Genomic DNA, 22707 nt, shown 5'->3' on the forward strand with positions numbered 1-22707 from the left:
ACAGCTGGTTCAGTGGATTTAGTTGAAACCACCTGATGCAAAACACTCGGGAGAGAGGACGTATCTATCAATCACTGGTCGTAGAGCAGAATGTCCCCTCAGAAGCTTCGTGAGTGGAGAAGTGGAAAGTCGAGGGCCGTATCCCGATGTATGCCACCGTGCAGTCTCCGTGACTGTGATCGGCTGTGAAAATAAACGAGTCTGCCATCCCATCGTTGAGGTCTACTGTGACCGTGTATTGATCCACACTGTCGCTCCACGCGTCGTCTATAGTGATACCAGATCCAGAGCTGTCGGATGGTTCTAGTGAATACCCACTATCGACGACAGTTGTGTCTCCCTGTTGTATCCGAAGTTCAACTACAGTATCGCTTGCTCGCTGGTTTGCCAATACGACACCACCGAGACGAATCCCTTGCTCGAAACCGGCCTCTAGGCATCCTGATGTTCCGAGGAGTGTCCCACCTGCTGCAATACAGAATTCCCGCCGATCCATAGGCAAATTACCACGAAGTTGGATCATAACAGCACTGAACGAAAGTGTGGCGATTACAGAACCATCGGAATTTGTACCACTGAACGCCGATCAATACGCACGCTCCTTTTTACGGCTGATTCGGCTGTGAGGTTGTGAAATAAATCACTGTGGCAATTCTTCTATAATGCCCTGAGATTGTTCTTGGCGCAATCGCGCAGAAAGACGGTACCGTTCAAACTGTCAATGACCGTTACCAAGTCGTCTTCCAGCATCAGTCAGTACCACTCACCGGGGCTACTGGGAGTGTAATGGTAACAATGCTGCCCCGAGGCTGATTTTTGTCGAACGCCAGCGAGCCGCCCGAGTTCTCCACGATCGTTTTCACGAGCCACAACCCCAAGCCCGAACCGTGATACATCGGTTCGATTTCGGCTTCCTCCGTGATGATCTGCCGTTCCATCTCCGGAATCCCCGGCCCGTTATCGGCGATCCGGATGGCTACAACGTCGTCGCGGTTCTCGATGGTTACCTCGATCGATGGTTCTGTCTGATCGGAATGATCGACGGCATTACTCAGGAGCTCGGTTAACGCACGGTTGATTGACCCGATCGCTCCAACCTGTCGATCGACGGTACCCTCGACCGTAATATGGGCTTCGGGGTACTGCTTTCGCGTAGCCGTGACAGCGGCGTCGATGACCGCATCGAGATCGATCGGCTCGGGCGACTGCTCGTCCACAAGAACATCCGTGATTTCGCGTTCCTTCTCGGCAGTCGTGAGGAGTCTTTCGCTTTCCTCGATGATTATCTCGGCCATCTCCGCGACATCGTCCTCGCTAATTCTCCGGATCGTCTCGGCATTGCCTTTGATGACATTTATCTCGTTGTGGAGATTGTGACGGAGCACGCGATCCATAACTTTCAGTTGATTTAGGCTCCTTTTGAGGTCCGCTTCGAGTGCTTTCCGGTCAGTGATGTCCCGAGCGATCCCGACGATCCGGTTAACCTTGTCATCTACGATAACTGGCGCGAGTTTCGTCTGCCAAACAATCTGACGATCCGACATCGGGAGTTCTTCTTCGTAGGTGATCGTTTCGCGGGCATACACACAGCGTCGATAGTTCGCTTCGACTTCCGCGCCGATTTCATCGCCGAGCACTTCCCGGGGTGTCTTTCCTCGAACGTTCTCAGTAAGTAGCCCGCTCTTCGATTCGTGTGAGGGGCTGAGTCGCCCGAATCGAAACACTGGATCCGATTCGCCGTTGTCAACATTGATGAGAAAGATGGCATCTTGCGCGTTTTCGAAAATAGCCTCGTACTCCTCGAAGAGTTCTTTCAGTTCGTGTTCGCGGCGCTTACGGTCGGTGATATTCCGAACGATAGCGAGGACAAATGTCTGGTCTTCGAAGGTTGCCCGCCGCATACTCACTTCGACCCAAAAAGGAGCCCCTTCGCTATCTTTAGCGTGCCAATCAAATATCTGTGGGTCCCCCTCAGCAGCCTTTTGCAAGTACTCACGGGCAGTGTCTTGCGTATATGGGGGAACGCCGGTGCTGAGATCTTCGATGGACAGTTGCCGGGCTTCAGCCCGTGAGTATCCATACATCTCACACATCGTCTCGTTCACGTCCAGGATTTCTCCGGTCTCCGCGGAGTGAAGGAAAATCGCGTCGTTGACGGAGTGGTAGATTTCCCGGACTACTTCCTCGGGAAGCGGAGATCGATGACCCGTTTCATCCGATATGTCTTCTGTAGGACCCATTCTGTGCGGAGCGTCGGGATTAGTCCATATATCCCATTTCGCGTAATTCCTCTGTTAGTTCGTCGTTGAGGTTGGCATCCTCAAGGGACTCCAATAGGTCGTCGTGGTGCTGTTGGACAACGTCAACTAATTGGCTGGCCGTCCGGAGTTTAAAATGTACTTCGCGGTCATCTGTTTCTTTTATAGCAGTTTCCAGGAGTTGCTTGATCGTATCGATGGGGGTGTTCGCCATATACGCACACGAGTACCATTCGTAAAATACTATTTGATTCACAGGAGTGGTGTATAAGCAGTCTCGGGCCGCATTCACGAAGAGCTGCAGAGGACTCTCAAGATACTAAATTATGGTACGGGAATCGACCGCTCTGTTTTGGGGGAGTATCTCGATTGCCTTGCTCTGGTGATCCAGATACGATTGTGTTTATCGTCCTGTTTCCGAAGTTTGGCGGGGGAATCGCAACTCTGCGCTTGGCTCAAGCAGCACGCCCAGTCCAGCGGCTAATTCAGCGAAATGAGTGTGAAAACAAGGTCGTGTTATCCTTCGCTGATTCTCGTCTGAAAGAGTCGATGTCGCCGCGCGAAGCGCGGCGTTCACCGCGAGGCGAGCAAAGCGAGCCGAGCGGCTTTTTTGGTCCAGATTTTTTGGCCGAGCGGGTCGCCGGAGGCGACCCCGAGGCGAAAAAAGGTGGGTTACTGTAACCGGTACCGCAGCAGGGCCGCGATCCCGCCGAGGTTTTTCAACTGGCGGCCGGGGTCGAACTCCCCGGAGAAGACGGTGACGTCGCCGCCCTGCTGTTCGACGCTCCGGATGACGTCGTTGACGTCTTTCTCCCAGTCGCCCTCGCCCTGTCGTTCCTGCCGCAGTCGGTCGTCGACGACGAGTAACTCCTCGACGGCGCCGAACTCGGCGGCCTCGGCCACCTCGTCGATCCCGTAGGCGACTTTCTCGCCCGTCGCGATGCCCTCCATCAGCTGATCAAGCAACTCGGCCTCCTTGGAGATACGCGTCTGCGTCTGGACCTCGTCGACGGCGCCGCGCTTCAGCACCTCGTGGACGCCGCGGTCGCCGACAGCGGCGGTGTCGACAACGGTGATCAGATCGTCCACGTCGGGGTGGTTCTCCGCGATGTAGTCTTGCGCGTCACCCTTCGTGAACCCCGGGCCGGCGAGGATGATCGCGTCGACGTCCATCCGCGCGAGCGCCTGCCCGAGCTCCGCAAATAGCTCCGAGCGCGGGCGGGCGTACTCGCCCTTCCCGGTCGGCGCGGTGAACGAAAAGCGCTCTTCGGTGCCGTACTGTGCGACCGTGTGGATGTGCGCCTCTCCCTCTTCGACGGTCGCGATCGCGACGTCGGCATTCTCGGCGGCCTGTTCGGCCTCCTCGATCCGTTCGAGCTGATCCGGTTTGAAGTGCTTCTCGATCGTCACCTCGTCGTGTTCTTCGACGTTCAGCGTGTGGTGGTGGCCGAGTTGGTCCTCGCGGGAACAGTCGATGATCTCACCGCCGACGCGCAGCCGGTTCGCGAAGCGCGCGAACTCCACGTCGGAGACCTCGATCGTCACGAACAGGTGTTCGCGCTGGCCGCCTGTATCGCGGAGCTGGTCGTCGTCGCGCTGGATCCGCCGTGTCGTGTCACCGGAGACCCGGTCCCCGGATTCGAGGACGTGCGAGAGATGCCAGAGGTCGTCGACGTTCTCGGGGACGAGGGTCATCCGCTCGCGGCCCTCCTCGCCGTGGCCGCGGCTCGAAATTCGCATACACTGAGGTCGACGGTCGGGAAAGAAAGGTCCTGCTATCCGCGGGGACGGCAGTCCCGGGTCAATCGAGCGGCGCGAGCGCTACACCCGCGCTTTGTTCGCGCCGCCGTAGCTACCGTGGTCGTCCAGTCCGTCGGCGAACCCACGGGCGAACAGGTAGAACGTCACGACCTGCACGTAGAACAGCCCGAAGATGCCGATCACCACGGCGCTCAGGAGGCTCGCGATCGTGCCGAGGACGACTGCGACGGCGATCGCGAGTACCCAGGCGGTGAGGTACTCGCCGGTCGTGACGCCCGCGAGGATCGTCGAGACGTCGAACGCCGCCGCCAGTGAGTCCTCGCGGGCGAAGTTCGCGAACATCGCCGGGGCGACGTATCCGATGGCCAGCGCGATCACCAGAAAGAGGAGGAATCCGACGACGCCGAGCACGGCGATGAGTCCGCCCGGGCCCGGATCGGCGCCGGGCCCTGCGCCGCTGAGCAGCGAGCCAGCGCCGAAGAGTGCGCCGATGACGAGCATCACGGCGAGAACGACCAGGGAAAGGAGGATGTTCACGACCAGAAGCTTCACGCCGTCGATGAACAGATCGCCCCAGTCGTTGAACGCGGGCGGTTGGCTGTCACCGTTGGCGACACCCCGAAGCACGCGGACGAAGTAGCCCTGGAGGAAGAATATCGGGATCACGACCACTGTGAGCACGCTCAGGAGGCCGCCGATCAGTATCGTCCGAAGCCACTTGTCGTCGTTCAGCGGATAACGGAGGGCATCCGAGAGCATCGACCCGAGCCTCTCGGTACTCACAGGTAACTCTTGTCACTCTCGCTTCGAGGTCGGGGAGTTGCCTTCGAAAAGCGTACCGCCGAGTTCAGACGGCCACCTGGTCGTCGACCGTATCTTCACGCTCGGTGCCCTCAATATCGCGGAGCTCTCCCCACGTGCTGCCGATGAGGTAGTACGCGGCCACCGCGGCGTAAAACGTGAGGAACGCCCCAACGATCGCCCCGAGGAAGGGGATCACGTTGAGGGCGCCGCCCACGATGACAGCGCCAAGCACGACCGCGAAGCCGGAGAGCCAGGCGGTGGCGTAGGTTCCGGACGTCAGGACAGGGCGGAGTTCGTCGACCGAAAACGCTGTTCCAATCCGGCCTGTCTCCGCGAAGCCCGAAATCGCTGCGGGGACGACGTACGCCGCAAGGAGGCTCAACACGAGTGCCAAGAGCCCGCCCACCAGGATGCCGATCGTCCCGAGCCCCAGAAAGCCCGCGCTTTCGGTTCCGCTCCCGACGACGAACGAGAAGATCCCGCCGCCGACGAAGACGGTGCCGACGATTCCGGGGACGAGTCCGTACACGAACGCGATCACGAACGCTCTCAGCCCGTCTCCGAAGAGGTCCCCCCACTCGTCGAAAGCGGGGGGCTGTTCGTCACCTCGCATCGTCCCGCGCGCCACTCTGACGAAGTAGCCGAGCACGAAAATTGTCGGGATGACGAAGGCGCCGAGCAGGGTGAGGATGCCGCCGATGATAACCGTGGTGATCCAATTGTCGTCGTGTCTGGGATACTGCAGTGATTGTTGTATCATTATTTTTTCGAGCGACCCCACGGGTTGGACCCGGGGCGGTGGTTCGAGTGAGTTCGCTCTGCGTTGTCATATACCATTATCCTAGATAACTATGAACAGCTTACCCTCCGGTATGCTCGCCGTACACCGTCTGCGGCTCGCTTCCGTTTCGTTCCGGCCACTCTTCTTCGACCCGGTCGCTCCGGGCGCTCCTCTACGATCCGGTCGCTCCAGACACACCTCTTCGACCCGGTCGCTCCAGACGCACCTCTTCGATCCGGTCGCTCCGAGCCCTACTCTTCGACCAGGTCGCTCCCACCCGGTGGCAGGAACTCCTGGATCTTGTCGGGAGACGCGACCTTTCGGAGGAAGGACTGATCGGTGAACCGTTCTTTGAACTCCCGATAAAGCATCTTTGCGGCGTCGTTCTGCGCGTAGCGACCGGGGCGCACCCGGATCGCCGTCTCGACGCGGTCCTCGATGGCCGACGGCGGCCCGCCGAGGACGCGGGTCTCGCCCTCACACTGGATGCCGATCGCGACCTCGGCGGCGACGTCCCTGAAGTACGTCCGGTCGCCGCGGATCACGAACGAGCCTTTCTCGATGTACTCGCCGGACTCCGGTGTCTTCGATACCTGGTCCGGCGTCACCATATACGCATCCCCGGCGTATCTGCCATCTTTCCAGATCGACGAGTAGGAGACGGCGAACTGTGCAGCCTCCTCTTTCGTCGATTCCGGGAAATCGACAGCCTCCGAGGGCTCCGAGGGCCCTGTCGCCTTCACGATCGTCACCGGACCGCCGTGGGCCTGGGTATGAAAGAACAGATCGTGTTTGTTCAGGTATTTCGTGACGATCTCCTCGTTCTGGTCGGCGTTGCGGCCGCCGATCACCAGGAATCCGTCGGAGGTGTGGAACCACCGGAAGCGCTCGTACCACTCCTCGGAGCTTCTGATGGGAATCGACTCCATTTCGAGCCAGTTCCGATCCCTGGGCTCTTCGTCGGTGTCCTCCTCGTCGGCCTCGCCGTCGTCGGCCTCCCACTCCTCGCGCCGCTGCTTTACGGCTTCGAGTTCCTCGCGGGTGTTTTCGATTGCGGCGAGCGCGCCTTCTTTCTTCTCTTCGATCCGCTTTGCCTCGGTGTACAGTCGATCAGCGTTCTTTTCGACCCCGGTGTCGACGTTGACCGCGACTTCGGTGTCGTCGAGTTCGATCGTGACCGTTCCGTCCGCGCCGTCGACGTCGACGACCGCCGCCGCCGCGGGGATGCCCTGTTCGGCCCCCGCTGCGAGCGTCTCGCGGATCTCGTCCCAGGAGACGTCGTTCTCTCTCGCCTCGCGGACTGTCGAGATGACCTCGTCGACGAGGTCGTAGTTCGCATACAGCAACTCCGCGCGGCGGCGCTCCTCGTCGGCCTGCGCCTCGAAGTCCTCGATTGCCCCCTCCTGCTGGGCGATGATCCGCTTTTGCTTCTCGATTTCGGCCTCGAAATCCGGTCGCGACGATCCCGTGTCCTCGGTCTCGTTGGCATCGTCTGCCAGTTCGAGTCGGAAGAAGTACTCGTCTACGGCGTCGTTAAAGGTATCGTACGCCTCGCTGTCGAGGCCCGCCGCCTCGTGTTCCTCCAGTGGGAACGGCGTGACATCGACCACGGCACCCTCCTCGTCGGTGTACACGCGCGGGTCGAACTCGCCGCCTCGGAGTCTGGTCCGCAGATCGTCGATGGCGTCGTGGAGCGCCCGGTAGACGTCCTCGTCGGCGTCCTCGATCGGCGTCGTCTTCTCGACGCCCGCGCGGGTGCAGACCTCCTCGGCGTAGAGGCCGCCCATATTCAACTGCGTCGCGATCGTTCGCACGACGTCGGTGTCCGAATCTTCCATCTCCCGGGCAAACGGTTCGTAGTCGACGGTGAGGGGGTTGATCCGCGATTCGGGGAACTCGTACTGGGCGCCGGGAGCGACGGTCCGGGATTTCAGCCGGACCGTCTCCAGGCTCCGGACCACTTCGCCGGTTTCGTCGAGCACGGCGACGTTGCCCTGGCCGAACAGTTCCACCACGATCTTCGTGTTCTCGTCGCCGCGCTCGAACTCGAAGACGAGGATGCGGTCGAACTCGTACTGCTCGACGCCCGCGAAGTCCGCCCCCGAGAGACGGTTGCGCAGCATCATCGCGAAGTTTGGCGGCCGCCCCGGGGCATCGGGCACCCGCTCCGGGTCGGCGACGTGCGCGCGCTTGACTTCGCCGACTTCGAGGATGAGTTCCACTCGGCCGCGGTCGAAATCGCGCATCTTGAAGCGGAGCAGGTCGTCGCCGTAGAGGTAGGCCTTGTCGACCTTCGCTCCCTCGTACCGGGTCAGTTCGGTGACGAGGGCGGCCAGATCGACGCTCGTGAGCTCCCGCTTCGGATCCATACCCCTCGTTCTCGCGGGGGAAGGAAAAGCCGCACGTTCCGTTCGTCGTCGGGACGCGCTGTCACGTCACCACCGGGCTGCATCTCCGGGCGCCGCCGATTCGCCCGACTACCGCTCGCCGAGGCGCTCCCACAGCCGCCGTGCACCCGCGCCGACGACGAAGCCGGCCGTTCCAGCACCGACGGCGACGCTCGCGCCGATCGCCAGCCCGGTCAGGAGCGTCGCGCTCGGATACGTCAGCTCGAACAGTCCGAGCGGGAGGTAGAAGCCGAAGCTCGGCCCGCCGGCCAGGGCGAGACTGACGAACAGTCCGTCGTTGCGGTAGGCGCCGGCCGCGGCCGCGAGGAAGGCAATGCCGATCAAAAACGGTAGGAACAGCCCGAACGGGACGGAGAGACCGCCGACGAGTCGGGGCGGCAGGTGGAGAACGAAGGTGACAGCGAACAGCACGCCTGCGACCGCCGAGAGCCGGATTGATTCCTCGGGGTCCCGGCCGAGTAACAGCGACTCCACGCGCGGCGACAACGGCGACGGCCCGGACGGCGACTCCTCTTTGGACACGTTCGGTCGTTTTCGGTGACGGCTCTTGATACTTCCCCCGGCAGGCCGAATACACGTGGAGGTCGCCGAGACGCGCTCTTTTTATCCGCTCGTCCGCTACCGTCCGCTAATGGCCAAAGTCAGCATCGGCCTCCGCGGCTGGCGCTTCGACGAGGAGGAGGTGTTCGACGAGGACGGCGAGTTCCGCCCGCTCGATGAGGTTTCCGAGGACATTCGCAAGCGACTCATCCGTCTGACGTACCTCCAGGAGAAGCCCTGCGACGCCTGTTATCTCACTTACGGCGAGGAAGAAAAGCGCCGCGCCAACCAGGCTGCGATCGTCTACGGCGAACCGATGGAGGAGGTGCTCCTCTGTGCGGACCACGAGGCGGACTTCCTCTACTGGTTCCGGGAAGCCGGTGGGAAGGAACTGGTCGGTTCCGAACGGTTCCGCGACGAGTTCCACGAGTGGTTCGCCGCCGGCAACCGCGCTCCCGAGGGCTACGGCGGCCTCGAACACGTCGATACCGACCCGAGCACGCTGCCGACGCCCCCGGATCCGGCGGAGCTCAACCGCCGGCTCAACGAGAGCTACGAGGGCGAGCGTAAGCGGATCGACCTCCGGACGGGCGAAATCACGACCGTCGAGGAAGCCGAGGACGCGGACGGTGAGGCGCCGCCGCCGCTGGACGACGTCGACCTCGGCCGCGAGTACCCCACCAAGTAGATGTCGGGCGAGGGCGAAGCCAACGGCCGTAGCCACGACCTCGTCGTCGTCGTCGTGGAACCGAAGACGCCGGGCAACATCGGGACGATCGCCCGCGCGATGAAGAACTTCGGGCTCTCGGAGCTGAAACTCGTCGACCCGCCGGAACTCGAAGAAGACGGCGAGGCGTACGGGTTCGCCGGACACGCCCGGGAGGACGTTCTGCCGAACGCCGAGGAAGTGACCTTCGAGGAGGTCGTCGACACCTACCACACCGTCGGTACGACGGCGATCACGAACGAGGACAGCCGACGGCACGTCCGCTTTCCCTTCAAGACGCCGCTGGAGGTCCGCGAGAGTCTGGAAACAGTCGACACGCGCACGGCGCTCGTCTTCGGCCGGGAGGGCACCGGTCTCGACAACGAGGAGCTTGCACAGCTCGACGAGGTGTGTTCGATCCCCGCGAGCGAGAACTATCCGGTGTTGAACCTCGGCCAGGCCGCGACGATCCTCCTGTATGAACTTCGTCCGTTGACCGTCGAAGAGACGCAACTCCCGGACGTCGAGCGCGAACGCGCCGACGAGGCCGCGATCGATCGGTTCTACGACTTCTTCGAGGAGTTCCACCGCTCTATCGAGAGCCGAGACCACAAGCGGGCGAAGACGAGGATGATGATGCGTCGACTTCTCGGTCGCGCGCATCCGACCGAGCGGGAAATCACCACGCTCACCGGGATCTTCCGCCGGGCGAACGAGCTCCTCGGCGACCGGACGTTCGGCGACCACGCAGACGGAGACAGCGCCGAGGCGGGGGCGGACCCGAGCGACACCGCGCGGGGGGGCTGACCCGTGCGATCCCGCTCGACAGCCACAGATCCGCAGACCGGAGGTACTGATGCCCTCACCACCGCCGCGTCGGGCAGGTAAGCCAGACCGCCCGGGAACGTATCCGGGTCCCGGCCCCGTCGCGCGCGTCCTCGTCGGATGCGCTATCCTCGCGTTCTACGGTCTGCTCGCCGCCGGGAGCGTAATCGTGCTCACGTCGCTGTGGCAGGTGGGGCTCGATCCCGGCGTGGTCGTGCTCGGCATCGGCGTCGGGGCGCTTGTCACCGCGTACCTGAGTCTCCGTCTGGGCACCCGGCGCATTCTCTCTCAGCTGGACGCCTGGGAACCGCCCGAAGCGCGTGCGCCGGGCCTTCACCGGACGCTCGCGGACCTCGCCGAATCGATGGGGGTCGACCGCCCCCGGCTGCTGGTGGCCAGGCTGGGGATGCCGAACGCCTTCGCGCTCGCTACCCGGGGCCGCGGGACCGTCGTGGTCGCCGCGTCGCTCTTCGACCTGCTCGACGCTCCGGAGATGGAGGCGTTGCTCGCACACGAACTCGCACACCTGGAACGGCGGGACAGTCTGGTCCAGACTGCCGTCCTCTCCGTCTCCCAGCTCGCCGTCGCGCTCGTGGAGTTGCTGCTCTCGCCGCTCGTGTTCCTCGCGACCGGTGCCGCCCTCAGCCTCGCGTGGCTCCGCGGTGCGCCGCGGTCCTGGCCGGAAACGGCCCCCGGCCGGATCAGACTCCGCATCGAGTCCGGCGTCGTGCTGGTCGGCGTCGGGGTGACGCTCCTGCTCCGGGCACACGCTCGCCGGCGGGAGTTCGCTGCCGATCGACGCGCCGCGGAGGTGACCGGCCGGCCCCTCGCGCTCGCGAGGGCGCTCCGGAAACTCGACCGGGCAGCGAACCCGACCGCGGGGACCCGTTCGCCGCTGTGGCACGGGGAGGTCGAATCCGAGGCCGAGCGCCGGCTCCGGGAGTACTTCTCGACACACCCGCCGACGGACGAACGGATCGAGCGGCTGTCCGATCTCGCTGCGGATTCAGGAACCCGGATTCTCGTCGATTGATTCGGACAGTCCCGGTTACTCCGGGGTGCCGCCGTCGCCGACGGCGACGTCCGATCCGGGAGTCGCCCTCGGGTCGGGATCCTTCTCGACGGGATCACCCGCCCGCTTGCCGGCGTCGAACGCGGCTAACAACGACTGGAGCTGTTCGGCCTGCTCTGCGAGTGACTCCACGTTCGCGCTGACCTGCGAGATCGAGGAGGCCTGTTCCTCGGCGGCCGCAGAGACGTCCTGAGCGTCGTCGGCCGTCGTCCGGCTGATCTCCGCGGCCCGTTCGACCATCGACACTGTCTCTTCGGCGGTTTCGGCCTGGTCGTCGGTCGCGTCGCTGATCTCCTGGATCCCGCTGTCGGTCTCCTCAGCGTTCGTCGACACCTGCGTGAACGCATCCAGAACCTCCTCGACGGCCTCGACGGCCTCCTGCATGTAGTCCTTCGCGGCTCGCGCTTCGGAGACCGTCGTCCCCGTCTGTGCCTGGGTCTCCTGGATGAGCTCCTCGATCTCGTTTGCGGACTCCTGGGTCTCTTCTGCTAGCTGTTTCACCTCGTCTGCGACGACGGCGAACCCGTCGCCGTTGGCCTTGCCAGTGCCGTTGCCGACGCGGGCGGCCTCGATGTTGGCGTTCAGCGCGAGCAGGTTGGTCTGCTCGGCGATGTCGCTTATGAGTTCGACGATCTCGCCGATCTCGGTCATCCGATCCTCCAGATCTTCGACGTTGTCCACGGTCGAGTCGATCGCCGACTGGGCGTCGCGGGCGTCGTCGATCGCCCCTTGTGCGGTCCGCTCACCGGTTTCAGCGATTGAGGCCGTCTCGTGGGACGTCTCGGCGACGGTCTCTGCGGACGCGGCGACCTCCTCGACCGTCGCGGAGAGGTCGGTCATCTCCCCGTAGACCTCCTCGAGCATCTCCCGCTGTTCCTCGGTGCCGCCGGAGATGTTCTGGACCGCGTCGGTCACCTCGGCGCTCGCCTGCCTGACTTCGTCGGTGCCGGCGTCGGCCTCCTCGCTTGCGACAGTCACCTCCCCGGAGACGGTCTGCACCTCCCGGATCGTCGATTCCATCTCCTCGATCATCCCGTTGAACGCCTCTGCGACCTGCGTCATCGCTTCGCTGTCGCTTTCGGGATCGAGTCTGGCCCCCAGGTGGCCGTCGGCCGCCTTCGCCATCGTGGCGCTGAAGTCGTCGGCCTTGGTTTCGAGGTGCTCGTTCAGTTCCTCGACCTCCTGCTGTCGTTCTTCGGCTTCGGCTCGCAGTTTCTCCGCCTCTTCGGTCTCTGCCAGCTGTGCCCGCGTTGCCTCCCGGGACCGCTCGATCGAATACCAGTTGGCCATCAGCGCGCCACACAGCGCCAGCACGAACGTCGCGTGGATCCCGGCCCACACGAACGGGTTGTTGGCGCCCGCGGCGTGGTTGTACACCTCCCCCGGGTTCAGCATCCCGAAGACGCCGTGCTGGATTGCGACGTAGACGATCCCGACGAGGAACGGCAACCAGTCCTCGTAGATGGCGACCACGCCCATCACGACGAAGAAATGGAAGTGCGCCTCGATGTACCCGCCGGAGAAGTACACGAGGATCGCCGATGCAGTGGCGAGCCCGATCGTCGCAAGCGTCGTTCGCTTTCGCCGACTCAGCCGCGGCCAACTCGCCAGCGCCGCGATCGCCCCGAGAACGCCGATGCGAAGCAGGATCTGTGTGAGCGGCCGTCCGGGAATCGTCGCCCCCGTGAACGAGTCAGTCCCCTCGTAGAGACCGAGCGCAAAAAGCAGCGGAATGTGCGCCACGAGCAATATAACGATGTTCCGGTGGCGCCGCTGCCACGATTCATCAGGGATCGTATCGCCACTCGGCGTGTACTTGATGATCTCCTGGAGTATCCCTCCTCCGCGGTCTATTACACCGGAATCGTCCATCCCGGCGTCTGTCGTGCTCCCCACCATACTCGGGTGAATCCTGCACCGGGAGAAAAATCTGTGCCCCGGTTACCAGCAATGATAATTGTGTTGTTTCGATAGCGGAACGTTTCGTTGGGGAATCGACAGGAACGCAGTCTTGCTATTTTCACTGAAAACCGGCCTGGAACGTCGGGACCATCGAACAGAGTGGTCTCGACCCGGAGCGGATGGGGCCCGCAGTATCAGGTCCGCTTCTGGATCTCCTCGCGGAGGACGTCGCTGACGACCTCGCCGTCCGCCTTCCCGCGCAGCGCGCCCATCGCCTCGCCCATCAGCGCCGAGAACGCGCCCATCCCCTCGGCTTCGACCTGTTCGACGTTCCGTTCGACGACCTCGCTGACGGCCTCGCGGACGTCGGACTCGGAGACGCCCCCGAGGCCGGCCTCCTCGACTGCCGCCTCCGCCGAGAGGTCGGGGTCTGCGGCGATAGTCGAAAGCACCTCCGCGACGCCCTCCTTTGCGAGGTCGCCGTCCTCGACGAGATGCATCACCGCGAGCAGGTGCTCGTCGGTCAGTCGGTCGACGGCGACGTCGTCGCGGCGCAGTTCCGTCAGCGTCGATTCGAGTAGTCCAGCCGCGAACGTGGCGTCGATCCCCGCCTCGACGGCCTGCTCGAAGAGCGGCATCCGGCGACCGTAGGCCACCTGTTCGGCGAGGCCCGCGTCGAGACCGTACGCCGCCTGGTAGCGTTCGACCTTCTCGGTCAGTAGTTCCGGCGTCTCGACGGCCGAGGCGTCGAGGTCGACCGGCGGGACGTCGGTCTCGGGGTACATCCGCGCCGCGCCCGGGAGTGGCCGGAGGTAGCGGGTCGTCCCGTCCTCGTTGGCGCCGCGGGTCTCCTCGGGAACGCCCTCGATTGCTGTCTGGGCCCGCGCTGCGGCGGCGTCGATCGCCAGTTCCGCGGTCTCGGTGTCGGCGGCGACGATGGCGACGGCGTCCTCGTCGCTGGCGTCGACCGCCTCTCGGAGCGCTGCGACCTCCGCCTCTGTCACCCCGTAAGCCGGCAGTTCGTCGGTGTGGAAGATCCCGCCCGCGCCGTGGCGCTTGGCGTGATCGGACAGTTCGGTGCCGAGCCGGCGGTCCGGTTGGATCTCGCGGCCGACGAGCCCGTCGAAGCCGAAAAGCGGCACCGCCATCACCGACCCGCCGTCGGAAAGTGCGCCGCCGATCACGCCGGAGTCCGTGTCCGCAAAGACGTCGGAGACGTCGGTGACGTCGCCGACCGACGCCTCGCGTTCCCGCAGCTCCTCTCGAATATCGAGGAGTTCGACCTGCCGACCGACTTCTTGGCGGACGATCTCGTCGATCTGATCGAGCGCCTGGACACCCTTGATCTCGACGCGTGCGCCCTCGGCGATCGAGACGTTGACGTCCTGCCGGATGGTCCCGAGGCCCCGCTTCACGGCGCCGGTCGACCGCAGGAGCATCCCGATGGTCTCCGCCGCCTCGCGGGCCTGCTCGGGGGAGTCGATGTCCGGCCGAGTGCCGATCTCCACGAGCGGGACGCCCAGCCGATCTAAGGAGAAGGTGACGCTGCCCTCGCGTTCCTCGACGCGCTGTGCGGACTCCTCCTCTAAGAGCAGATCCTCCACGCCGACCGGCCCCTCGCTCGTCTCGATCTGGCCGTCCTGCGCGACCAGCGACGTCCGCTGGAAGCCGGAAGTGTTCGATCCGTCGATGACGAGCTTTCGCATCACGTGGGCGACGTCGACCGGCTCCATCTCCAGCAGATCGGCGATCTGTAAGGCGACCGCCTGCGCCTCCTCGTCGAGCCGGTGTGGCGGTTCCTCGTCTGCCTCGACCAGACAGGTGGTGTCGTACGCGAGATACTCGAACTCCCGGTCGACGCGGCTCTCCTCTAAGGCTGCTTCGTCGAGTTCCCCGAGTTCGCTCTTCGTCGGGTGGAGATAGCGGGTAAACGAGCGTGTCGCCGCCTTCGGGTCGCGCTCCTCGGTCGGACACCCACAGAACAGCTTCGTCGCGGTGTCGAGCTGCTGGTGGATCTCCAGGCCCGCGACGAGGCCGAGGTCGTCGTAGTCGTACGCGGTCATTACGGGCTACTGCGAACCCCCGGCGTAAAAACCATTCAGTCCGCGCCGAGCGGTCCCCAGGTCTGCGCGTGATCCGGCGGCCGACGCCCGCGGTCATTGCAAGTCGGCGCGTGATCCGGCGGCCGACGCCTGCGGTCATTGCAAGTCGGCGCGTGATCCGGCAGCCGAAGCCTACAGCCGTCGCAGTCCGTCGCCGATGCTGGCGGCCGAGGTCTACAGCCGTCGCAGCCCGTCGCCGATGCCGCTGCCCTCGTCGCACTCGGGACAGGCGTAGTGCCACCCGTCGGTCGTCGCCTTCCCTTCCGGAAACGTCGCCCCACAGTGTCGGCATTCGAGGAGGTCGCGACCGCGGTCGCGACTATACTGGAGACCCTGCATACGGCGATATTCGACGGAATCGTGTATCAACGTATCGATCTTCCGATGATCGGACCACACTGATCCTGTCGTTCCGCCAAACCGGTATTTATCCTGTACCGGGTGAACCCCAAGACGTGACCCGATACGACCGGCCCCGACTGATCGAAGATACGACCGGCGCGACGAAGCTGAAGGTGTCGCTTCCCGGTGGACGGTATCAACTCTCGCTCCGCGACGGCGGGCGGTCGCTCCTGCGGGACAGGCTCGGATACGAACGCCGCGACGTCGTCCCGGATCCCATCGTCCGCGTCCTCGTCGCGACCGGAGACGCCTGGTTTCCCCACCAGCGGGATTACGAGTCAGTCCTGGCGGACCTTCCGGAGAACGCGCCCGCTGGCGAGACGGACCGAGAGGCTGTGGCGGAGTACTTGCGGACGACACGCGTCCCTGCAGTACGACTCGAAACTGTGACACGGGTCATCGAGACAACGGGCCTCTCGGGACACATCGACCCCGACGACGTCCCGGTGACCGAACTGCCGACGATTCCCGACGGGATCTTCGAGGAGGAAGCCACCTCGGAGGAGGGGTCTGGGGAAGCTTCCGAACTGGGCGAGCGCACCGGAGAGGCAGTCGAACCCGCCGACCGGACCGACGATGGACCGGCCGATCAACAGACGATCGGCGACGACGGGACAGAGAAGGAGGACGAGGAGACCGACTCTGAACTCCGCGAGATCCCCGGTATCGGAGCCAAACGCGCGGATGCACTCTGCGCCGCCGGGTTCGACTCGATCGCGGAATTGGCTGAGACGCGCCCGGCCGACCTTGCGGCGGTCCCTTCGTTCAGCGAGGCGACGGCGACCGTCGCCGTCGAGGGCGCCCGGGAACACCTCGACGACGGGCCCTCGACGGCCGAGGAACTGGCCCGACAGACGGGACGGGAGGCGTCGCTCTTCGAGGCGGCGCTGTCGCAACTCGCAGCGGCGGGCGTTCCCCCGTCTGCGGCGCGCCAGACGCTCCTGCGGCAGTACGGGCCGTCGGTGGCCGACATCGACGCTGTCGACGGGCGGATGGCGTACTTCCTCTCGGAGGCGGGCTACTCGACACCGTTGGAGGTGTCGGGGGCGAGCCTGGAGGAACTCGAAGCAGTCGACTACGTCGGGGCGGCGACCGCCGCGCGGATCAAGGAAGGTGCGGCGGAGCTTCTGGACGACTAACAGGTCGGCGAGAGGTTGCGGTTCGGGGCCGACCCGCCAAACCGCGGCTCACTCGTCGCCCAGGATGCCGCGGTGCGTCATCGTCTCGGGGTCGAGCACCTCGTCGGCCTCGCTCTCGGTGAGGTAGCCCTTTTCGATGACGACCTCGCGGACGGTCTTGTCCTCTTTCAGCGCGGTCTTCGCGACCTCGCTGGCCTTGTCGTAGCCGATCGTCGGGTTCAGCGCCGTCGCCAGCGCCATCGACCGCTCGACCTGCGCCTCGCAGACGGCCTCGTTGGCTTCCAGTTTCGCGACGAAGCGCTCGGCGAACGTCTCGGCGGCGTTCGAGAGCAACGCCGCGGACTGCAGGAAGTTGTGCGCGAGGACGGGCTTGTAGAGGTTCAGATCGATCTGTCCCTCCGCGGCCCCGGCGGCGACGGCGGCGTCGTTGCCGACGACCTGCTTGTGGACCTGGTTGACCGCCTCCGCGACGACCGGGTTGATCTTCCCGGGCATAATCGAACTGCCGGGCTGGTTCTCCGGCTGTTCGATCTCGCCGAGACCGTTCCGCGGCCCCGAGGCGAGCAGTCGGAGGTCGTTTGCGATCTTGTTCAGCGATCCGGCGACGGTCCGGAGCGCGCCGTGGGCCTCGTTCATCGCGTCGTGGGCGGCCTGCGCCTCGAAGTGGCTGTCCGCGGGGCGGAAGGATAGCCCCGTCTCCTCGGAGATGTACGCCGCGGTGCGCTCGGGGAACTCCGGGTGGGTGTTGAGGCCGGTCCCGACCGCTGTCCCGCCGAGCGCGAGTTCGCCGAGGTGGTCGCTGACGTCCTCCGCGCGCTCGATCCCCTTCTCGACCTGCGTCCGGTAGCCGGCGAACTCCTGGCCGAGGCGGACCGGCGTCGCGTCCTGCAGGTGGGTCCGGCCCGTCTTGACGACGCCGTCGAATTCAGACTCCTTCGCTTCGAGCGAATCCGCGAGCGTTTCGAGCCCCGGGATCAGATCCTTCTGGACGGCTTCGAGCGCCGAGACGTGCATCGCCGTCGGAATCACGTCGTTGGAGGACTGTCCGAAATTGACGTGGTCGTTGGGGTGGACGGTCCGGTCGCCGATCGACTCGCCGAGGATCTCCGCGGCGCGGTTGGCGATCACTTCGTTCGCGTTCATGTTCGAGGAGGTGCCCGAGCCCGTCTGGAAGACGTCGACCGGGAACTGGTCGTCGTGTTCGCCCGCGATGACCTCGTCGGCGGCGTCGACGATGGCGTCGGCAATTTCGTCGTCGACGAGGCCGAGATCCCGGTTGGCCTCTGCGGCGGCCTTCTTGACGATCCCGAGCGCCCGGACGAAGCGGCGGCCGAAGGCGATCCCCGAGATGGGGAAGTTCTCGATCGCTCGCTGGGTTTGGGCGCCCCAGTAGGCGTCTTTCGGCACCTGCATCTCTCCGAGGCTGTCCCGCTCGATGCGGTACTCGTCGTCGTCGGACATACTCGGAGGGACGGCCGGCCGGCGCGTAAAACCCGTCGGTTCGCGTCGCGCGGGACCTCGTATCGACGACGCTCAGCGTCGGAGCGGAAGCGCGATTCCGACGGTTTAAGAGAATTCACCGTTTCTCTCGTAACCGTGAACGCGTGGAAACGTCGGGTGGTCGGCTACACCGTGTTCCTCGCCACGGTGATGGTACTCACGGCACTGGCCTACCAGTGGGGGATGCGGGTCTGGGAGGACGATCCGGTGACTTTCCTCCACTCGCTGCAGGTCGTCGTCGAGATGTTCACAACCACCGGGTTCGGCGGCGACTCGCCGTGGACGGCGCCGCAGATGCAGGTGTTCATCGCCGTGATGGATCTCGTCGGAATGGCACTCTTGATCGGGACGCTGCCGGTGTTGGCGACGCCGTTTCTGGAGAACGCGTTCTCGACGACGGTCCCGCGGGCGGTCGAGGAGTCGCTCTCGGAGCACGTGGTGATCTGCTCGGACACCTCGCGGGTGGAGGCACTCACGTCGGAACTTGACTCCCTCGACGTGCCGTACGTGATCATCGAGGGGGACCGTGATCGGGCGGTCGAACTATACGAGGACGGCCACCGCGTCATCCGGGCGGATCCCGAGTCGACAAACGGACTCGCGCGGGCGAACCTCCCCACAGCGCGGGCGCTGGTCGCAGACCTCTCGGATCAGGTCGACGCGAGCATCGTCCTCGCCGCGAAGGAACTCGCCGCGGACGTCCGGATCGTCAGCGTCGTCGAGGACCCCGACAGAGAGCGATACCACCGGCTGGCCGGCGCCGACCAGGTGCTTTCGCCGCGGTCGCTGCTCGGCCGGAGCCTCGCCGCGAAGGTGACCACGGCGATGAACGCGGAGATCGACGAGGCGATCGAGATCGGCGACGACATCGAACTCGCAGAGATTCCGATCCGCCACGGGAGCGAACTCGCCGAGTCGACGCTCGCCGACAGCGGGATCCGGGAGAAGACCGGCGTCAACGTGCTCGGCGCCTGGTTTCAGGGCGAATTTAACGCTGTCCTGACGCCGGACACGAGGCTGACAGCCGGGACCGTGCTCTTCGTCTCCGGCCACTCCGAACAGCTCGAACGCCTCGTGGAACTGAGCCGGGCGCAACTCCGCCGGTTCCGGACGGGAGAGACAATCGTCCTCGGCTACGGAGAGGTCGGTCAGACGGTCGCGACCGCGCTCGAAGAGGCCGGTGTCCCGTTCACGACGGTCGATCGGACCGAGGGCGAGGGCGTCGACGTCGTCGGCGACGCGACCGATCCGGAGACGCTCGTCGAGGCCGGTATCGAGGGCGCCCGAACGGTGGTGCTCGCGCTGCCGGACGACACGACGACGGAGTTTGCGACGCTCGTGGTTCGGGATCTGGCCCCGGAGATCGAGATCATCGCCCGCGTCGAGGAGCGCCCGACGATCCCGAAGACGTTCCGCGCGGGTGCGGACTATGTCCTGTCGCTGGCGACGGTCACCGGTCGGATGATCGCCTCACAGATCCTGACGGAACGGGACGTACTTTCGCTCGATCAACAGATCGAAGTTGTTCGGATGGAGGCTCCCGAACTCTCGGGACAGAGTGTTTCGGAGGCGGATATTCGCGCCCGAACCGGCTGTACAGTGGTCGCGATCGAGCGCAACGGTGATGTTTTGACCGACGTCGGGCCGGACACCCGGATCGGCACCGACGACAAACTCGTGGTCGCCGGGACCGACGAGAGCATCCGGGAGTTCGAGCGTCTGTTCGTGTGACTGCAGCGGTGGTGTCGGTCACAAAACAGCCGCGAGCGACAGTATCAGTTCGATTCGCGGTACTCCTCGGGCGTGTACGTCTTCAACTCCAGGGCGTGAATCTCGGTCGTCATCGCCTCGCCCAGCGCGTCGTACACCAGTTCGTGCTGATCGACGAGCGAGAGCCCTTCGAACGCCGGCGAGACGACGACTGCGGCGAAGTGGGCGTCCTCGTGGTCCTCGTCGGGGACACGCGGGAGCGAGACTGACGCCTCCGCGTCGTCGATCGCGGCTTCGATACGTCGTTCGACCTCGTCGGTTTCCATACGCGGTCTGAGCGGCGCCAAGGAATAAAGCCCTCCGCTCGGGGCTGTGGCGACAGCGATTCTACTTGGGTTCGCTGACGGGGGCGACTACATCTGATACCGGCGCTCGTCGTCGCGCTGGGGGTACTGATCGGCGCCCGTCATCTCCTCGAAGGTCATCCCCGAGAGATACTCGTCGTATGTCACGTCGTAGTCCTGTCGGAGGTGGAAATCCAGCGTGCCGCGATCGACCGTCGTCTGGAAGAGGAGATGGACTGCCCGCCGCAACAGCTCGTCGGTCTCCTCAGTGCCGAACGCTGCGGCCAGCATCGCCAGTTCGTGGCGGGTCTCCCTGTCCAGCGACACCGACTGCTCCTCGTCGATGTCGGCGTAGGCGGTTTCGACGTCCTCAGTGAGAGCATCGAGGCTCATACCCCGAGGCTGGGGTGGCGTGGGCAAACGGCTTTCGCCTCGGGTGCGCGATCCCGCCGAGGCCAGGGTCGAACCGCCACGCCCCGATCAGAATCCACAAATCCCGCGAGCCCACAGGGACTATCGATGACCGACGAGGACGCCTCCCAGGCCGCGACGGCGGCGGTTCCGGCCGACGATCTGGCGTCGATCCGCGACGCCCTGCTCTCGTGGTACGAGGCCGACCACCGCGAGTTCCCGTGGCGCGAGACCGACGATCCCTACGAGATCCTCGTCTCGGAGGTGATGAGCCAGCAGACGCAGTTGGGTCGTGTCGTCGACGCCTGGGAGGACTTCCTCGACCGCTGGCCGACTGCGGCGGATCTGTCGGCAGCCGATCGCGCCGACGTCGTCGCCTTCTGGAGCGACCACTCGCTTGGGTACAACAACCGGGCGAGGTACCTTCACGAAGCTGCGCGACAGGTGAGCGAGGAGTACGACGGCGAGTTCCCGCAGACGCCCGAGGAACTCTCGGAGTTGATGGGCGTCGGCCCCTACACCGCCAACGCCGTCGCCTCCTTCGCGTTCAACAACGGCAACGCGGTCGTGGACACGAACGTCAAGCGTGTCCTCTACCGCGCCTTCGACGTCGCAGACGACGACGCGGCGTTCGAGGCGACCGCGGCCGAACTGCTGCCCGCTGGCGAATCCCGGGTCTGGAACAACGCGATGATGGAACTGGGTGGCGTCGCGTGCGAGAAGAAACCACGGTGTGACGAGGCCGGGTGCCCGTGGCGCGAGTGGTGTCACGCGTACCAGACTGGTGACTTCACCGCGCCTGACGTGCCCACACAGCCGAGCTTCGAGGGGAGCCGTCGGCAGTTCCGCGGGCGGATTGTTCGGCTCCTCGGCGAACACGACGAGATGGACCTAGACACGCTCGGACATCGGATACGAGTTGACTACACGCCCGACGGTGAGCACGGCCGCGAGTGGCTTCGAGATCTCCTTTCGGACCTCTCTGAGGACGGTCTCGTCCAGGTCGAGGAAGGGGACGATCAGATATCCGCCAGACTCCGATAGTCCGATTTAGATTCGCTGGCCTGCCCTTCCAGAGCCACAGAACGACTCATATAGGGCAGTAGTATGTCCGAACGTGCGTACCCTCCTCTGGATGTAGTGTGTTTTAATTTGGTCTATCGCCTACGCTGATTGGATGACTGCCCGTGTCTATTACCATCATCCCGAGGATTCTCAATATTCTCTCGCGTATGTCACTCAGAACAGGGATGAGATAACGACATCTGGGAAAGATGCGATTATTGAGCACTACGATTTCGATGGGGAGTTCTTTGTGTTGTATACGAATCGTGGGGCGAGTGGTACCGTCGATGATCTCGACGACGAGTTTGAGGAGGTACTCGATGAGATGTCACCAGAGGATCGGACGATTACAGTGCGGTTGCTCCAGATTTTCGAGGAGATTGTCGAGGAAAAGGAACTGGAAAAAGAAGAGAAGCTGGAGATCTACAAGCAAATCGAATTAGGGCGAATCCCCAACGCTATCGCACACGTCGATTGGACCGGTACTGCCGTCGATGTCGCAGGGCAACTTATGTCTACGCTGGTTCTGAAACACGCGCTACCCAACGCGAACCACCGGACTTCGATCAGTATGGCTCAGTGGTACTTGGAGAGCATCGAAACCGGGTTCTCCTTTCCGGACTTTGCGACCGAAGCGTACGGCTGGAAGACCTGGGTCAACGAGTACATTGCCGAATCGAAGCGGCTTCTCACGGTTCGGCGGAATACGACGGCGTTCTCGTTACTCTCTGAGTGGGGGTGTGACACCGTTGTCCGGAAGAACGGCATCGAGATCGTTCTTGCAGAGTACGACCTCGATTTCACTCGTTCAGAAGCGTACGCGCACTATGGGGATGTGCACACTGAACTCTGTACAGACTTCCTCACCGAATCTGTCACCCGTGCTGGACACGACGAACTCCTCAGTACCGAAGGAACCCGAAAAGCAGAGTTCGTCTCGTTCCTCGAAAAGGCAGAATAACCGCGTTAGTCCTGAA

20 protein-coding genes are annotated in these 22707 nt (G+C 64.0%); 7 read left to right on the plus strand and 13 right to left on the minus strand.

From position 1 onward, the window contains the following. Positions 1-749 precede the first annotated feature (749 nt). The 7 genes from RJT37_RS09345 to RJT37_RS09375 all read right to left on the minus strand — a co-directional run bounded on the left by RJT37_RS09345 (position 750) and on the right by RJT37_RS09375 (position 8534). Positions 750-2240: a PAS domain S-box protein gene (locus RJT37_RS09345; RefSeq protein WP_313689780.1), complete on the minus strand. Its 1491-nt coding sequence runs from the start codon at positions 2238-2240 to the stop codon at positions 750-752. Between the two features lie 19 nt (positions 2241-2259). Next, positions 2260-2472: a hypothetical protein gene (locus tag RJT37_RS09350; protein ID WP_313689782.1), complete on the minus strand. Its 213-nt coding sequence runs from the start codon at positions 2470-2472 to the stop codon at positions 2260-2262. Positions 2473-2930: 458 nt separating this feature from the next. Next, positions 2931-3998: an mRNA surveillance protein pelota gene (locus RJT37_RS09355; protein WP_313689785.1), complete on the minus strand. Its 1068-nt coding sequence runs from the start codon at positions 3996-3998 to the stop codon at positions 2931-2933. A gap of 81 nt (positions 3999-4079) precedes the next feature. After that, on the minus strand, positions 4080-4802 hold the full coding sequence (locus RJT37_RS09360) for a DUF4013 domain-containing protein (protein WP_313689788.1): 723 nt from the start codon (positions 4800-4802) through the stop codon (positions 4080-4082). 64 nt (positions 4803-4866) lie between these two features. Then, positions 4867-5583, minus strand: a complete 717-nt coding sequence (locus tag RJT37_RS09365) for a DUF4013 domain-containing protein (RefSeq protein WP_313689791.1) — start codon at positions 5581-5583, stop codon at positions 4867-4869. 272 nt (positions 5584-5855) lie between these two features. Then, positions 5856-7973, minus strand: coding sequence for a ribosome rescue protein RqcH (gene rqcH / locus RJT37_RS09370; RefSeq protein ID WP_313689793.1), 2118 nt, complete (start codon positions 7971-7973; stop codon positions 5856-5858). 108 nt (positions 7974-8081) lie between these two features. Beyond that, positions 8082-8534 (minus strand): hypothetical protein, encoded by a 453-nt coding sequence (locus tag RJT37_RS09375; protein WP_313689796.1) that lies wholly within the window; start codon positions 8532-8534, stop codon positions 8082-8084. A 109-nt stretch (positions 8535-8643) separates the two neighbouring features. Here RJT37_RS09375 and RJT37_RS09380 point away from each other — a divergent pair, with 109 nt between their 5' ends. From RJT37_RS09380 to RJT37_RS09390, 3 genes are read left to right on the plus strand one after another with little or no spacing between them, the layout of a single operon-like run. Then, entirely contained in the window at positions 8644-9240 is a 597-nt protein-coding gene (locus tag RJT37_RS09380) for a DUF8114 family protein (protein WP_313689798.1), read from the plus strand. Beyond that, positions 9241-10065 (plus strand): RNA methyltransferase, encoded by an 825-nt coding sequence (locus RJT37_RS09385; RefSeq protein ID WP_313689800.1) that lies wholly within the window; start codon positions 9241-9243, stop codon positions 10063-10065. It begins immediately after the preceding gene. Between the two features lie 49 nt (positions 10066-10114). Continuing rightward, entirely contained in the window at positions 10115-11116 is a 1002-nt protein-coding gene (locus RJT37_RS09390; protein ID WP_313689802.1) for a M48 family metallopeptidase, read from the plus strand. Between the two features lie 15 nt (positions 11117-11131). Here RJT37_RS09390 and RJT37_RS09395 read toward each other — a convergent pair whose 3' ends face one another. From RJT37_RS09395 to RJT37_RS09405, 3 genes are all read right to left on the minus strand, one after another. Further along, positions 11132-13027 carry a methyl-accepting chemotaxis protein gene (locus tag RJT37_RS09395; protein ID WP_345785390.1) on the minus strand — a complete coding sequence of 632 codons (1896 nt, stop codon included), beginning with the start codon at positions 13025-13027 and terminating at the stop codon, positions 11132-11134. A 224-nt stretch (positions 13028-13251) separates the two neighbouring features. After that, the gene (gene gatE, locus RJT37_RS09400) at positions 13252-15120 is read right to left on the minus strand and encodes a Glu-tRNA(Gln) amidotransferase subunit GatE (protein WP_313689808.1); all 1869 of its coding nucleotides are present in this window, start codon (positions 15118-15120) and stop codon (positions 13252-13254) included. Between the two features lie 213 nt (positions 15121-15333). Then, entirely contained in the window at positions 15334-15498 is a 165-nt protein-coding gene (locus RJT37_RS09405) for an HVO_2901 family zinc finger protein (RefSeq protein WP_313689810.1), read from the minus strand. 116 nt (positions 15499-15614) lie between these two features. On the opposite strand from RJT37_RS09405, the gene RJT37_RS09410 reads away from it, so the two are divergent. Continuing rightward, a complete protein-coding gene (locus RJT37_RS09410) occupies positions 15615-16700 on the plus strand; it encodes a helix-hairpin-helix domain-containing protein (RefSeq protein ID WP_313689811.1) in 1086 nt (361 codons plus the stop codon). A 48-nt stretch (positions 16701-16748) separates the two neighbouring features. Here the strand turns inward: RJT37_RS09410 and RJT37_RS09415 are convergent, their stop codons facing one another. Next, on the minus strand, positions 16749-18161 hold the full coding sequence (locus RJT37_RS09415; RefSeq protein WP_313689813.1) for a class II fumarate hydratase: 1413 nt from the start codon (positions 18159-18161) through the stop codon (positions 16749-16751). A gap of 135 nt (positions 18162-18296) precedes the next feature. On the opposite strand from RJT37_RS09415, the gene RJT37_RS09420 reads away from it, so the two are divergent. Continuing rightward, positions 18297-19931 (plus strand): potassium channel family protein, encoded by a 1635-nt coding sequence (locus tag RJT37_RS09420; RefSeq protein WP_313689815.1) that lies wholly within the window; start codon positions 18297-18299, stop codon positions 19929-19931. A gap of 44 nt (positions 19932-19975) precedes the next feature. Here the strand turns inward: RJT37_RS09420 and RJT37_RS09425 are convergent, their stop codons facing one another. Beyond that, on the minus strand, positions 19976-20236 hold the full coding sequence (locus tag RJT37_RS09425; protein WP_313689817.1) for a BolA family protein: 261 nt from the start codon (positions 20234-20236) through the stop codon (positions 19976-19978). An 87-nt stretch (positions 20237-20323) separates the two neighbouring features. Then, positions 20324-20647, minus strand: a complete 324-nt coding sequence (locus RJT37_RS09430) for a ribbon-helix-helix protein (RefSeq protein ID WP_313683857.1) — start codon at positions 20645-20647, stop codon at positions 20324-20326. Positions 20648-20773: 126 nt separating this feature from the next. Here RJT37_RS09430 and RJT37_RS09435 point away from each other — a divergent pair, with 126 nt between their 5' ends. Both RJT37_RS09435 and RJT37_RS09440 read left to right on the plus strand, forming a co-directional pair. Further along, positions 20774-21709, plus strand: coding sequence for an A/G-specific adenine glycosylase (locus RJT37_RS09435; protein ID WP_313683859.1), 936 nt, complete (start codon positions 20774-20776; stop codon positions 21707-21709). A gap of 133 nt (positions 21710-21842) precedes the next feature. Continuing rightward, positions 21843-22691, plus strand: a complete 849-nt coding sequence (locus tag RJT37_RS09440; protein ID WP_313683861.1) for a DUF8172 family protein — start codon at positions 21843-21845, stop codon at positions 22689-22691. Positions 22692-22707 lie beyond the last annotated feature (16 nt).

The sequence above is a fragment of the Halobellus marinus genome (assembly GCF_032113415.1).
GTDB classification, from domain to species: Archaea; Halobacteriota; Halobacteria; order Halobacteriales; family Haloferacaceae; genus Haloquadratum; species Haloquadratum marinus.